Source organism: Pseudomonas sp. NPDC089547 (assembly GCF_050280665.1).
Classification (GTDB): Bacteria; Pseudomonadota; Gammaproteobacteria; order Pseudomonadales; family Pseudomonadaceae; genus Aquipseudomonas.
This window is the reverse complement of record NZ_JBNNVS010000011.1, coordinates 89,724-103,512: the sequence shown is the minus strand read 5'-3', so window position 1 is coordinate 103,512 and position 13,789 is coordinate 89,724. Positions and strand designations below refer to the sequence as shown.

The following is a 13,789-nucleotide window of genomic DNA, read 5'->3' as shown; positions in this document are numbered from 1 at the left end:
GGCTCAGCCTTCAAGGAGGCCGCATGAACACTTGGTCGCGCCGTGCGCTGTTCGCCGCCGGTTTTTCCCTCACCGTTACCAGCGCTGCCTTTGCCGCGCTGTCTGAAGTCGACCCGGGGCCGTATACCTTTGCCACGGGCGGCTACCCCATGTGGTACAAGGACAGCCTCAACCAGTCCCTGGAGCTGTGCCAGTCACGTGCCACCAGCACCCGGGTACCGGGTACCCCGGCTGCCCCGTCGTACATGTGCACCCTGCTGCCGGAGCCCGGCATCTACGATGACGCGCTGCCGCTGGTGTTCCCCGACAACTGGCCGCCAGAAATGTTCTGGTTCCTGGCCGAAGCCACCATCCCTGCCGTAGGCAACAGTGGCTATGAACTGGATGCCTACGTTGCAGGGCTGGAAGCGGCCTTCGCGGCCGAAAACCCGGTAGACGGCGACCAGCAGAGCTTCGCCCGTATTCGCATCCGCGTTTCGGTGCCGCGCGCCGGTACCTACACCATCACCCACCCCTACGGTGTAGAGACGGTCAACGTCACCACGCCAGGGCGGCGGGCGATCAACATCACCCGCGACATCGGCATCGGCGCACCGGGCAACTTCACCGGGGCGCTCAACGGTGCACTCGGGCCATGGCTGCGCGGGGTGGGCGGGCCTTACACCGAGGTCAACCCGGACACCGGCAACACCGAAACCTTCATTGGTGACCCGAACCGCCCGGAAGCCGTGGTCGGCAGCCCGTTCAACACCAACTTCATCCGTATCGACGGCCCGCCCGGGCGTATCGAGACCGCGTTGTTCACGGTATCGGGGAAGGTGCTGGACCAGCGTGCGCAAACACCGGTCACCCTGGAGCGCGCCACCTATTCACGCAATGGCAGCGGCACCCGCGTGGAAGTGTTCGCCAAGGCGCCGAAAGAGGCCAGCTTGTGCATGCGCAATGGTCTGGCCCTGATCGGCACACCGCCTTCGCCTTGCCAGTTCAACCTCACGGCAGACAACAACGGCCTGTTCTTCAGCCAGCAGCTCAGCCAGGCTGTTCCACCAGCCGTGGTGGTGGTCACGGCCAGCAACAGTGCCGGCGGCACCCAACCGACTGCATTGTCCAGCAAGCTGACCGACGTGGTGAAAGTCAGCACCGCACGCTATGATTGGGCCAACAAGCGCCTGCTGATCGAGGCCAGGTCCAGTGACGAGGTCGTCGTGCCGGACATGCTTGCCCAGGGTTACGGCCGCATGTCCAAATCCGGCACCCTGCAAAGCATCACGGTCAACGACGTGTCGCAACCGCCAGCCACCGTTACGGTCAAGTCTGCCCACGGCGGCAGCGACGTGGAACCGGTGCTGGTGGTTGGCAATGCCCCGGCCGAAGCGGCCAACCAGCCACCACTGGCACAGGCCGACGTCGGCAGCACCAGTGTCGGTGTGCCGATTACCCTCAACCTGCTGCAAAACGACAGCGACCCCGACGGCAACGTGCCGCTGAGCATCAGTGACCTCACCCAACCCGGCACTGGCCTGGGTGGCGTGGTGCTCAACGGGACCACCTCGGTGACCTACACCCCGCCGGCCGGGGCCACGCAACCGCTGGTGGCCACCTTCAGCTACCGGGCGGTGGACGCCAAGGGCCTGAAGTCGACACCGGCCACGGTCACCGTCAATGTCGCGCCTAACCAGGCGCCAACCGCCAACCCGGAAACCGTCGCCACCCTGGGCGTGCCTTTGACCATCAACGTACTGGCCAACGACACCGACCCGGAAGGCAACCTGCCGCTGGCCGTTGCCGCCGTCACTCAACCCGCTGCTGGCCGCGGCACAGTCAGCACCGATGGCACCACCGTGACCTACACGCCACCGGCCACGGTGACCGCCGCCTTCACCACCACCTTCACCTACCAGGCGCGTGACTCGCTGGGGGCGCTGTCCACCCCAGGTACGGTAACCGTCAACGTGTCGCCACGGCCTGCCGCCGAAACCTTCGCAATCACGGCAGCCACCGTCACGGCGCGCTCCAACAACCGATACAACTGGGACTTCAGCGGCACCTCATCGGTAACCACGGGCAACGTTGTCACCGTCCGGGTCACCACCACCACCGGGGTGCAAACACTGGGTACCGCCACGGTGCCGGTGAATGGCCGCTGGCGCCTGTCGGTGAGCAACAGCACCACGGTTATCCCGACTGCCGCGCCGACGGCCACCATCACCACCAGCCCGGGTACCACCCGCACCGTCAACGTGGTTGTGCAGTAAAGGCGGGGTAACGCCATGAAATGCCTGTATCCACTGCTGCTCAGCCTGGCCCTGGCGGGCCAGGCCAGTTGGGCCGACGACCTGATGGACAATGCCGACCTTGCGCCCGGCAACGACCTCGGTGACCCGGTGATCATCCGCCTGTTACCGGTCGGCGCCGGCCAGGCTGCGGTGGTCGAGCAGCAGGGGTCGGGCAACCGCGCCGCCCTCGACCAGAATGGCCAGGCCCTGCTGGGCCGCATCATCCAGGCCGGTGGCGCGCAGGAAGCGTACATCCTGCAAGAAGGTAGTGACCTGATGGCCAGCATCAGCCAACAGGGAAATGGCAACAGCGCGTCGATCCGCCAGAGCGGCAGCAGCAACCGTGCAGCCATCGAGCAGATCGGCAACGACAACAGCGCCAGCATCGTGCAGTCCGGTTCGGGCCTCAACAGCTCCGTGTCCCAGACCGGCAATGGCCAGCATGTTCAGATCACCCAATACCGATAGACCTGGAGGCACCACCATGTACAAGCTCGCTCCCCTCAGTGCCGCTATCGTCCTGGCCCTTGCAGGCCAGGCCATGGCTGCTGACAGCACCTCGTCCCAGACCCAGGACGGTAAAGAGAACATTGCCGAGGTCACCCAGACCCAGGCGTCCTTCGCTTCTGCTACCCAGAACCAGACCGGCAAAGGCCACAACCACCTGGCCGTGCAAACCGAGAGCACCAGCGATATCAAGCAAAGCGCCACAGGGCAGTTCAACGCCGGCTACGCCGAGCAGTTGTTCGAGAATGGCAGCCAGATCACCCAGCACGCCAGTGGTAGCCTCAACGACGCCTTCGCCAGCCAGTCGGTGGGCCAGGGCAACGAAGCCTTGCAAACCCAGCAAGGCAGCGGCAACGCCTCAACGGTGTGGCAGGACACCCAGGAAGGCAGCAAGGCTACCACCTGGCAATCCGGCCAGCGCAACGAGGCCTTCATCGAGCAGACCTTCGGCGGCAGCAACAACCGCAGCACCATCAACCAGGCCGGCCAGGACAACTACGCCGCCGCCGAGCACCTGAACCACCTCGATGGTGATATCCAGGTCTACCAGGATGGCCAGGGCAACTGGGCCTATGGCGACCAGCGAGACGGCACCGGCGGCACCATCGGCATCGGCCAGTATGGCAGCGGCAACTCGGTGGAAGTGTGGCAGGACACCCAGATCGGCAGCCAGGCCTCGGTGACCCAGACAGGTCAGCTCAACGAGGGCTACATCGACCAGAGCTTCGGTGCCGACAACAAGGTCAGCCTGTCGCAACAGGGCCGGGCCAACGCCAGCTGGTCCGATCAGTTCGAGACCAACAACGCCACCACCACCATTACCCAGAACGGCAACAACAACCTGCATTACACCTACCAGAATGGTGAAAACCTCAACCTCACCATCAACACCAAGGGCAATGGCAACACCATCACCGCCAGCAACTGGAAAGGCGCCAAGCTGGGTGGCCAGTTCGGCACCAACCAGAACGCCACCATCAACCAGACCGGTAACGGCAACGGCGTCAACCTGACCCAGAACGGTGACAACCAGCTGGCCACGCTGACCCAGAAGGGCAACGGCAACCAGATGCAGACCAAGCAGGCCGACAGCAACAACGAGCTGTATTTCGAGCAGAACGGTACCGACAACATCCTGATCGCCGACCAGCGTGGTACCGACAACTATGCCTACGGCAACAGCCAAGGCACCGGCAACTCCATCACGCTGGACCAGTCCGGCTACAGCAACCAGAGCTACACCAACCAGCTGTACGGTAGCGGCAACGAAGCCACCATCAAACAGACTGACAGTATCAACGTCGCCTACGTGACCCAGGGAGGCCAGGGTAACAAGGCGTTCGTCGACCAGAGCGGTATCGCCCAAACCGCCACCATCACACAGATGGGCAGCGCAAACATGGCCACTGTGACCCAGAAGTAGACCTTTCCCCCTTGAACCGCGGTGCTCCTCTCCCTGGTGCCGCGGTTCCTTTTTTTCCTGCACCATTTCCGTTTGTTTTTCCGGCCCATTCGCGGGTGAACCCGCTCCCACAGGCATGCCGCAGGGCTGACATCTGTGCGGTCCCTGTGGGAGCGGGTTCACCCGCGAATAGGCCAGACCTGCCAAGCCGCATTACAATGCTCAGCACCCAACCCGACTTCCACCCCCATGATCCAGTCCGACCTCGACCTGTTCGGCCCCCAGCCGCAACGCCTGGCCAGCCATACCGTGCTGCTGCCCGGGTTCGCCCTGGGTGAAATCGAACCCCTGCTCGACGCCCTGCGCCCGGTGCTGCGTGCCGCGCCGTTCCGGCACATGCACACCCCGGGTGGCCTGCGCATGGCGGTTGCCCTGACCAACTGCGGCGCACTGGGTTGGGTCAGCGATGAACGCGGCTACCGCTACAGCCCCAACGACCCGCTCAGCGCAAAGCCCTGGCCTGCCCTGCCCCCGGTCTTGCTCGCCCTGGCCGCCCGCGCCGCCGCCATGGCAGGGTTCGAGCATTTCGTACCGGACGCCTGCCTGGTCAACCACTACCTGCCCGGCACCCGCCTGAGCCTGCACCAGGACCGTGACGAGCAGGATTTCGGCCAGCCAATCGTGTCGGTGTCGCTGGGGTTGCCGGCCGTGTTCCTGCTTGGGGGCTTGCAACGAAGCGACAAGACCCAGCGCATACCATTGAGCCATGGCGACGTGCTGGTCTGGGGCGGTGAAGACCGCCTGCGCTTTCATGGTGTATTGCCGATCAAGCCCGGCGTGCATGAGCGCATGGGCGAGCGGCGCATCAACCTCACCTTGCGCAAGGCAGGTGGCTGAGCCGGTTGACCGTTTGAAAAACAAGATGAACGTGCATGAAACACGTTGAACATCTTGGTCAGGCAAGCTTCAAATGATAAGCCGCTTCCATCACCCGGAGCCTGCCATGCCCTGCACCTCTCGCCCTATGCCTCCCTTCGCAGGAGCCGCGCGCCCATGAAAATGCCCGGCCGCGCCCCTAATGCTTCGCTGCAGCTCGATTACGTGCGTGACACCCTGTTCGGCCCTGTCGCACAAAGCGTGGAGTGCCAATGCCAACTCGCCGACCTCAGCCTGCAAGGCCGCCCGGCGCTGCGCCTGCATATCTGCCCGCCGCTCCCGGACAAGGTTGACCGGGCGCACAGCGTGGCGTTCGTCTGGGATGGGCGCAACTACCATGGTGTGGTGCGGGACCACGTCAAATGCGGGGATGGGGGCTTGAACCTGGTGCTGGAACTTCAATAGCAGGATGGGGTGGTTCAGGCAAAGTACGCACGCCCGGCCAGGCTCTGCTGGCCGGGGTACGTTGGCGCATTCAGGCAATGGCCTTGAGTGCCCCCGGGTGGCTGTCACGTAGTGCGTGCAGCTGACCTACCAGGTGGACCAGGTCACGGCAGCTGTTAAGGCTTTGCAGCGGGACCCCGCTCAGGGTCACGCCCTCGTCGAGACGCTGACCCTGACCCAGGCGGATGGTCAGGTTGGTGCCATCCAGGCAGCTGACTTCACAGCGATCAGGCAAGCAGGCCTGCTCGATCATCTGCCGCATCTCTAGCATCGAAACTCCTATCAACGACATGGTACGACCCTCTCTGTGCGATGGCCTGTTGTGTGTGATTACGCCTTTGTCGGGCGGGGCGCCAATTGATATTGCGCATGCCGGGGCAGGCGTCCATGCGCCGGGGCAATGATCGTGCGGGGAATCCCTTAGCACCTTAGTGGAAGATTGCCAGCAGCGGCCGTGGGTTCGAACGTAATCGCACACTTAACGACGAGTGGTCTTGCTCGTGCTCAGCGATGCCCACAAGTGCTGCGCTGCGTAGGCGCGCCACGGTCGCCAGGCCAAGGCGCGTTCACCCAGTTGCGCGCCCTCGCCCTCCAGCAAGCGCAACGCCTTGACCAACGCCACGTCACCCAATGGCAGGGCATCGGCCGCGCCGGCCTGGCGCAATGCCAGGTACTGGGCGCTCCAGGGCCCGATGCCCTTGAGTTGGCACAGGTTGCGCAGCAGGTCGTCCAGTAACTGACCGGTGCGCAGCAGCCCAGGGTTGGCAAGCAGTGCATTGGCCAAGGTGCCCAAGGTAGCGGCGCGAGCCCTTGGCATGCCCATGCGCTCGAACTGCGCTACCGCCAACGCCGGCAACGTCGGAAACAGATGGCTCAGGCCCGGCGAGCAAATGCGTAGCGGCGCGCCGTAACGCTGCACCAGGCGACCGGCCAGGGTCATGGCGCCGGCCACGCTGATTTGCTGGCCCAGCACGGTACGCATGGCTTGCTCACAGGCGTCCCAGCCTTGTGGCACACGCAGGCCTGGGCGTTCATGGAGCAAACGGGCCATCAAGGGGTCGCGGGATAACTCGGCCTCGATGCGCGCGGGCTCGGCGTCGAGGTCAAAAAAGCGCCGCAACCTGGCAATCAGGCCGGGCAGCGCAGTTGACGGAACGCCTTCAAGGCGCACGCGCAGCAGGTTGCGCGATGGCGTGGCGTGCAGGACAGCGTGATGGCCGGCGATTGCCAGGGTGCGACGATACGTATCGCCCTCGTATGCTTCGATACCAGGGATGCATCTGGCGGCGAGGAAGGCCAAGGTAGAGGGCCAGTGATAAGGCAGGCGGTAGCGCAGCCACAGGGTGTGCTGCCCGGGGGTGGGCAATGACCTGCGCACGGCGTGTAGTCGGGAGAGCTTGGGCATGGGTGCATCATGCCAGCAAATGTTTCGCCTGTGCTGGCCCTACCGCCAGCACAGGACAACCCATCAAGCAGGATCAGTGCGCCGCACCTTCCCGCTCATCTTGCATCTGCCCAAACCGCCCGGCATGGAAGTCGTCGAACGACTCGGCGATCTCTGCCTGGCTGTTCATCACGAACGGGCCATACCCGACAATCGGCTCGTCGATAGGCTCGCCACTGAGCAGCAGCACACTGGCACCTTCCAGTGCTTCAATGGCTATGTCCTCGCCACCCCGGTCAAGCAGCACCAGGCTGGATGGCCCGGCGTCGCGCTCGCCGTTGATCCGCACGTTACCGCGCAACACCACCAGCGCTGCGTTGCGCCCGGCGGCCACTGGCAGTTGCAGGGCCGCACCGGCATTCAGCCGCAGGTCCCACACATCCATGGCGGTAAAGGTGCGCGCCGGGCCGGCGTGCCCACGGTAGCTACCGGCAATCACCCGCAAGCTGCCGCCCTCGCCCTCTAGCGCAATCACCGGAATGTCCTGTGCCAGCAATGTCTGGTAACCGGCTGCTGCACGTTTGTCACGCGCCGGCAGGTTGACCCACAGCTGCACCATTTCCAGCGCACCGCCACTGCGGGCAAAGCCCGGGGAGTGGAACTCTTCATGGATGATGCCATTGGCCGCGGTCATCCACTGCACATCGCCTGGGCCGATCAAGCCGCCAGCGCCTGTGGAGTCACGGTGCTCCAGTTCGCCTTGGTACACGATGGTCACGGTCTCGAAGCCGCGATGCGGGTGCTGACCAACGCCACGCCGCGCAGTGGTCGGGCTGAAGTCATGGGGGCCGGCGTAGTCCAGCAACAGGAACGGGCTGATCTGGCTGGCCAGGTTGTCGTAGGTGAACAGGCTGCGCACCGGGAAGCCGTCACCTACCCAATGGGCATGTGGGCTGCGGTGGATACCCAGAATCTTTTTCATGAGAAGGCTCCTCTCTTGGCTGAGATAACCTTATCAATGTTGCCAATCAGGCGGTAGCTAGCCGATATGGCATGCATCGTTCCACAGATGGAACAGTCAGCCCTGCAAGAAACCGATCACCTGTTCCGCAGCCATGGCCGGGTCCTCCTGCATGAAACAATGCCCACCCGCGACCTGTTGCGCGCTTACATGCGGGTTGAGCGCCGTCAGCCGGTGCACCGAATGTGGCACGAAAGGATAGGTCTGTTCGCCATACAAGACCCGCGTTGGGGTACTGATGGCAGTAAGGCTCGCCCACATGCGTTTGGGGAAGGAACTGAAGATTTCCACTTCCCGGCTGGGCCGGCACTTGAGCACCACGGCATCACCACAATCGCCGATGGCATGGTCGACATAGGCTTGCAACGCCGCATCGGTCCAGCCCTTGAAAATGCCCCGCCCTTTCAGTGAAGCCAGCGCCGCCTCGCGGTCGGGCCAGTGGCTGCGGCGGCTGGCGGCCTTGCGTGCCAACGCATGGCGCTGGTGCAGGCCAACCAGTGCTGCCGCCCCCATCACGCCGATCATGCGTCGGCTGAACAGTACCGGGTCAAGCAGCACCGCACGTGCAAACAGTTGCGGCTCACTGGCCAGCATCAGGCCGGTGAGCACGCCGCCGAAGCTGTGCCCTGCCGCAAACCGGGGCACGTCGCCGTACTCGCCACGCCCGGCCTGGAAGGCTTGCACTGCCAGCTCGGCAGTGCGGTTCCAGCCCCGAAACACACCGCCATGATCACTGTCGCCATGCCCCTGAACATCGCAAAGCCACAGGTCGAACTGCTCGCCCAGGCGCATCAGCAACGGCTGGTAGGCCAGGCAGCAGAAGCCGTTGCCGTGCAAAAAATGCAGCAACGGCTTGCCACTGGCCGGGGTTTGCCAGCCACGCAGGGTGAAACCTTCGGCGCATTCGTGGGACCAGGGATTCAACTGCATCGGCTTGCGGTACTCGCGGGGCTAGGAAAACGACGATTCTACAAACAGCAACGGGTAGAGTGAAATCACCAGCAACAAGGCCATCAGGACATTGAACAGCATCAGCCAGCGCGGGTTCTGCAGCAGGTTGCGCAGGGCGCTGCCAAACATCACCCAGACACCGACGCTGGGCAGGTTGACCAAGGCGAACAAAGCGGCGATGACGATCACGTTGGTCACGTAGCCTTGCGCCGGCGTGTAGGTAGTGATCGCCCCCACCGCCATCACCCAGGCCTTGGGGTTGACCCACTGAAATGCCGCTGCACCCCAGAAGCCCAGCGGTTTGCGGGCGCTGGACGAAGCCGAGCCAACCGGCCCGGACGTGGCGATATTCCATGCCAGGTACAACAGGTAGGCAGCGCCGGTGTAACGCAGCACCGTGTACAGCGCCGGCCACGCCTTGAACACCTCACCCAGGCCCAGCCCGACAGCCAGCACCATCACCATGAAACCGACGCTGATACCCAGGGCATGAGGGATAGAGCGGCGCACGCCGAAGTTCACCCCCGAGGCCAGCAACATGGTGTTGTTGGGCCCAGGGGTGATGGAAGACACAAAAGCAAACAGCACGAAGGCTGTCAGCAGGTCGGCAGAGGCAAGCATGGCGGGCATTCCACTTTCGTTATAGGTGCTGTCACACTAACGGAGTCGCCCTCTCCTGCGACCGGTACAGTTATATTAAATTATGTGATTACACATTACTGTACTGCCAACCCGGACCAAGGAAGCCGTCACCATGAGCCTCACCATTCGCCCTGCCGTTCGCACCGACGCCGAGCAGATCCTGGCCTTCATTACCGAGTTGGCCGACTACGAGCGCGCCCGTCACGAGGTGGTCGCTACGCTTGCAGACATCGAGCACAGCCTGTTTGACGAAGGCAGCACGGTACGCAGCCTGATGTGCGAACGTGATGGCCGGGCCGTCGGTTTTGCCGTGTACTTCTATAGCTACTCGACATGGCTGGGGCGCAACGGCATTTACCTGGAAGACCTGTACGTTACGCCTGAGCAGCGCGGCGACGGCGCCGGCCGGCAATTGCTGCGGCACATTGCCCGCGAGGCGGTGGCGAACAACTGCGGGCGCCTGGAGTGGAGCGTGCTGGACTGGAACGAGCCGGCGATCGGCTTCTATCAGAAGCTGGGGGCCGAGGCGCAGGACGAGTGGGTGCGCTACCGGCTGGATGGCGAGAAGCTGGCAGCATTTGCCCACGGGTGATGGTTCGCTTCACACAATCATTTGTAGGAGCGGCCTTGTGTCGCGATGGGCTGCGAAGCAGCCCCGGCGATTTGTGTTTCTACGCTGACATCCGGGGCTGCTTCGCAGCCCATCGCGACACAAGGCCGCTCCTACAGGGGCCGCTGCCAGCCCGAAAGGTAAGTCACCGCCGCCACACCGCCCCGGCGATGTCGATCCGCCTGGGTAGTATCTTGTTGTCGAAGAACAACTCAGCGGTATGCTGCTGCGCCGCCACGATCTCATCTGTTACCGGCAATACCGGTGACGCTGGCCGGTGGCTGAAGCTGCGCCGCACTACCTCCACCGGCAAGCCCATGAACTGCGCCAGCAAACGAATGCTCCCGGCCTCGTCGCTGCGGGTAAGCGCCTCGGCCCGGCTGATTTCATCCAGCAATTGCCCGACAAAGGCGCCATGGGCTTCGACATAGCTGCGTGAGCCCAACATGAACGGCCCGATCAGGCCCAACCCCTGGCCGTCAGCCAGCAGCCGTGCCTTGCCCTCCATGTCGATGGCCGAGTAGAACGGGTCCCAAATCGCCCAGGCATCCACACTACCCCGCTCGAACGCCGCCCGGGCATCGGCCGGTGCCAGGTACACCGGCTGCACATCGCGCATGCTCAGCCCGGCCTTGGCCAAGGCACGCAACAGCAGGTTATGGGCGCTGGAGCCCTTCTGCAAAGCGATGCGTTTGCCCTTGAGCTCACCCACTGCGCGGACCGGGCTGTCTTTGGGCACCAGAATAACCTCGGCCTGGGGCTTGGGCGGTTCGGCGCCGATGTACAACAGGTCGGCGCCGGCAGCCTGGGCGAAGATCGGCGGTATATCACCGGTCGAGCCGATATCAAGGCTGCCAATGTTCAACGCTTCGAGCATCTGCGGCCCGGCCGGGAACTCGATCCATTCCACGCGGGTGTCGGCAAAGCGTTGCTCCAGCAACCGATGCTGCTTGGCCAGCACCAGGCTGATCGAGCCTTTCTGATAACCAATGCGCAAGGTTGCCGGGTCTGCGGCCTGGGCGGCTGCGGCAAAGGTCAGCAACAGCAACATGGCAAGGCGTAGCACGTGCATCGGTCACTCCTTCCAGTCGGTCGAGGGTTTTTCCCACAAGTTGATCCCGCCTTCCACGGCGTACTCGTCGATGGCGGCCAACTCTTCGGCACTGAACGCCAGGTTGTCGAGCGCAGCAACGTTCTCGGTGATCTGTTCGGGCCGGCTGGCACCGATCAAGGCAGACGTTACGCGAGGGTCACGCAGCGTCCAGGCCAGCGCCAGTTGGGCCAGGCTCTGGCCGCGCTGACGGGCGATCTCGTTCAGGGCGCGGGCACGGGCGATGTTGGCTGCTGACAAATGCTGGGGCAGCAGTGAACCGCCGCCAGCGCGGTTGACCCGAGCATCGGCAGGGATGCCATTCAGGTATTTGTCGCTCAGCAGCCCCTGGGCCAGCGCAGTGAACACGATCACCCCGGCGCCCACTGTTTCGGTGGTATCGAGCAGGTCGCGCTCGATCCAACGGTTGAACAGGTTGTACGACGGCTGGTGAATCAGCAGCGGCACCTTCAATGCCTCAAGCAACGCCGCAATTTCGGCGGTTTTCCCCGCAGAATAAGAAGAAATACCAATGTACAGCGCCTTGCCCTGGCGCACGATGTCGGCCAGCGCAATGGCCGTTTCTTCAAGTGGCGTGTCGGCATCGAAGCGATGCGAATAAAAGATGTCGACGTAGTCCAGGCCCAGCCGCGCCAGGCTCTGGTCCAGGCTGGAAATCAGGTATTTGCGCGAACTGCCACCCTGCCCGTACGGCCCCGGCCACATGTCCCAGCCGGCCTTGCTGGAAATGATCAGCTCGTCGCGGTAACTGCGCAGGTCTTCACGCAGCAGCCGGCCGAAGTTGGTCTCGGCGCTGCCATAAGGCGGGCCGTAGTTGTTGGCCAGGTCGAAATGGTTGATGCCGGCATCGAACGCCGTGTGCAGCAAGGCGCGTTGAGTGGTGATAGGCGTAGCATCGCCAAAATTGTGCCACAGGCCCAGGGACAAGGCCGGCAGCACCAGGCCGCTGCGGCCCACGCGGCGATAAGGCATGCGCGCATAGCGCGCGGGGTTCGCGGAGTAGCTCATGGTTGACCTCGTTTGGCAAAGTAAGGGTTGGCTGGGCGCTGCAAGCCCAGGTGTTCGCGCAGGGTGTGGCCTTGATACTGACGGCGGAACAGGCCACGCCGCTGCAACTCGGGCACCACATGCAGGGCGACGTCTTCCAGGCCCAGGGGCAGGTGCGGCACCAGCACATTGAAGCCATCGGCAGCGCCGCCTTCGAACCAGGCTTGCAGTTCATCGGCGATCTGCACCGGGGTGCCGACCAGGCTGTAGTGCCCTCGCCCCCCGGCAATGCGCCGGCCCAACTGGGCCAGGGTCAGTTGCTCGTTGCCGGCCAGTTCGGTCAGTAACTGCTGGCGGCTGCGTTGGCCGTCTTCGGTGGGCGGCAGCTCCGGCAGCGGGCCGTCCAGCGGGTAACCGGACAGGTCGAAATTGCCCAGCATGCGCCCAAGCAGGCCAACCCCGACACGGGGGTCGACCAGCCTCTGGAACGCGTCGTACTTGTCCTCGGCCTGCGCCTGGCTTTGCCCCACGACCACGAACACGCCGGGCATGATTTTCAGTGATTGCTCATCTCGCCCATGACGGGCCAGGCGCCCCTTGAGGTCGGCATAGAAGGCCTGTGCACGGGCCAGACTGGGCTGGGCGGTAAACACCACTTCGGCGCTTTGGGCAGCCAGCTCACGCCCCGTCTCGGACGAGCCGGCCTGCACCAGCACCGGCCGCCCCTGTGGCGAACGGGCGACGTTGAGCGGGCCTTTGACGCGAAAGTGCTCGCCGACATGGTCAAGGGCACGCACGGCTTGCGGGTCGTGGAACCGGCCACTGGCCTTGTCACGCACAAAGGCGTCATCGGCCCAGCTGTCCCACAGGCCCTGCACCACCTGCTGGAATTCTCGGGCGCGGGCATACCGCTCGGCATGTGCAATGTGCGCCTGGCGGCCGAAGTTGCCGGCTTCGGCGGCTGCGTCGGAGGTGACCAGGTTCCAACCGGCCCGGCCTGCAGACAGGTGATCGAGCGAGGCAAACTTGCGCGCCACATGGTACGGCTCGTTGTAGCTGGTAGTGGCGGTGGCGATCAGGCCGATGCGTTCGGTGAGCGCACTGAGCGCCGACAGCAGGGTCAAGGGTTCGAAATACACCGAGCGGGCGCTGTGGCTGGCCAGCGGGTCGCTGGGTGCGGCTACGCTGTCAGCCACGAACAAGGCATCGAAGCAGGCGGCTTCGGCGATTTGTGCGGTGCGCTTGTAGGTGGCGAAATCCAACGGGTCGGCCGGTACGTCCGGGTGGCGCCAGGCGGCCACGTGGTGACCGGTGGCCATGAGGAAAGCACCCAGGCTCATTTGGCGGGGCATGTTGTTCTCCTTGTCCGAAAAGACCGCGATCCCTGTGGGAGCGGGTTCACCCGCGAAGCATGCAACGCGGTATATGGCACCGGCTGCGCCGGTATTCGCGGCTAAAGCCGCTCCCACAGTGACCGCGCAACCTTTTAGGTTTTGAGCAAGACATGAAGGCTGTATC

General features: G+C 63.9%; 14 protein-coding genes. 6 read left to right on the top strand and 8 right to left on the bottom strand.

From position 1 onward, the window contains the following. Positions 1–23 precede the first annotated feature (23 nt). From ACQKPZ_RS10600 to ACQKPZ_RS10580, 5 genes are all read left to right on the top strand, one after another. Complete coding sequence (locus ACQKPZ_RS10600) at positions 24–2,255, top strand: Ig-like domain-containing protein (protein WP_427537568.1); 2,232 nt, start codon at positions 24–26, stop codon at positions 2,253–2,255. Between the two features lie 15 nt (positions 2,256–2,270). Further along, positions 2,271–2,744 carry a curlin gene (locus ACQKPZ_RS10595; protein WP_427537565.1) on the top strand — a complete coding sequence of 158 codons (474 nt, stop codon included), beginning with the start codon at positions 2,271–2,273 and terminating at the stop codon, positions 2,742–2,744. 16 nt (positions 2,745–2,760) lie between these two features. Further along, positions 2,761–4,206: a curlin gene (locus tag ACQKPZ_RS10590; RefSeq protein ID WP_427537562.1), complete on the top strand. Its 1,446-nt coding sequence runs from the start codon at positions 2,761–2,763 to the stop codon at positions 4,204–4,206. Positions 4,207–4,434: 228 nt separating this feature from the next. After that, a complete protein-coding gene (gene alkB / locus ACQKPZ_RS10585) occupies positions 4,435–5,082 on the top strand; it encodes a DNA oxidative demethylase AlkB (RefSeq protein WP_427537559.1) in 648 nt (215 codons plus the stop codon). Between the two features lie 156 nt (positions 5,083–5,238). Continuing rightward, positions 5,239–5,526, top strand: a complete 288-nt coding sequence (locus ACQKPZ_RS10580) for a hypothetical protein (RefSeq protein ID WP_391133156.1) — start codon at positions 5,239–5,241, stop codon at positions 5,524–5,526. A 70-nt stretch (positions 5,527–5,596) separates the two neighbouring features. Here ACQKPZ_RS10580 and ACQKPZ_RS10575 read toward each other — a convergent pair whose 3' ends face one another. From ACQKPZ_RS10575 to ACQKPZ_RS10555, 5 genes are all read right to left on the bottom strand, one after another. Next, positions 5,597–5,857: a DUF1652 domain-containing protein gene (locus tag ACQKPZ_RS10575; protein ID WP_427537556.1), complete on the bottom strand. Its 261-nt coding sequence runs from the start codon at positions 5,855–5,857 to the stop codon at positions 5,597–5,599. Positions 5,858–6,043: 186 nt separating this feature from the next. Beyond that, positions 6,044–6,970 (bottom strand): DNA-3-methyladenine glycosylase family protein, encoded by a 927-nt coding sequence (locus ACQKPZ_RS10570; RefSeq protein ID WP_427537553.1) that lies wholly within the window; start codon positions 6,968–6,970, stop codon positions 6,044–6,046. 73 nt (positions 6,971–7,043) lie between these two features. After that, complete coding sequence (locus ACQKPZ_RS10565; RefSeq protein ID WP_427537550.1) at positions 7,044–7,931, bottom strand: pirin family protein; 888 nt, start codon at positions 7,929–7,931, stop codon at positions 7,044–7,046. Positions 7,932–8,027: 96 nt separating this feature from the next. Then, a complete protein-coding gene (locus ACQKPZ_RS10560) occupies positions 8,028–8,900 on the bottom strand; it encodes an alpha/beta fold hydrolase (protein ID WP_427537547.1) in 873 nt (290 codons plus the stop codon). A 21-nt stretch (positions 8,901–8,921) separates the two neighbouring features. Then, positions 8,922–9,551: a LysE family translocator gene (locus ACQKPZ_RS10555; protein WP_427537544.1), complete on the bottom strand. Its 630-nt coding sequence runs from the start codon at positions 9,549–9,551 to the stop codon at positions 8,922–8,924. A gap of 124 nt (positions 9,552–9,675) precedes the next feature. On the opposite strand from ACQKPZ_RS10555, the gene ACQKPZ_RS10550 reads away from it, so the two are divergent. Then, positions 9,676–10,155 carry an N-acetyltransferase family protein gene (locus tag ACQKPZ_RS10550; RefSeq protein WP_427537541.1) on the top strand — a complete coding sequence of 160 codons (480 nt, stop codon included), beginning with the start codon at positions 9,676–9,678 and terminating at the stop codon, positions 10,153–10,155. A 163-nt stretch (positions 10,156–10,318) separates the two neighbouring features. Here the strand turns inward: ACQKPZ_RS10550 and ACQKPZ_RS10545 are convergent, their stop codons facing one another. Genes ACQKPZ_RS10545 through ACQKPZ_RS10535 form a run of 3 tightly spaced genes read right to left on the bottom strand, consistent with a single transcriptional unit; the run spans position 10,319 to position 13,623 of the window. Then, positions 10,319–11,245: an aliphatic sulfonate ABC transporter substrate-binding protein gene (locus tag ACQKPZ_RS10545; protein ID WP_427537538.1), complete on the bottom strand. Its 927-nt coding sequence runs from the start codon at positions 11,243–11,245 to the stop codon at positions 10,319–10,321. 3 nt (positions 11,246–11,248) lie between these two features. Next, positions 11,249–12,292: an L-glyceraldehyde 3-phosphate reductase gene (gene mgrA, locus ACQKPZ_RS10540; protein ID WP_427537535.1), complete on the bottom strand. Its 1,044-nt coding sequence runs from the start codon at positions 12,290–12,292 to the stop codon at positions 11,249–11,251. Beyond that, positions 12,289–13,623, bottom strand: a complete 1,335-nt coding sequence (locus ACQKPZ_RS10535) for an LLM class flavin-dependent oxidoreductase (protein WP_427537532.1) — start codon at positions 13,621–13,623, stop codon at positions 12,289–12,291. The genes mgrA and ACQKPZ_RS10535 overlap by 4 nt, the downstream gene beginning before the upstream one ends. Positions 13,624–13,789 lie beyond the last annotated feature (166 nt).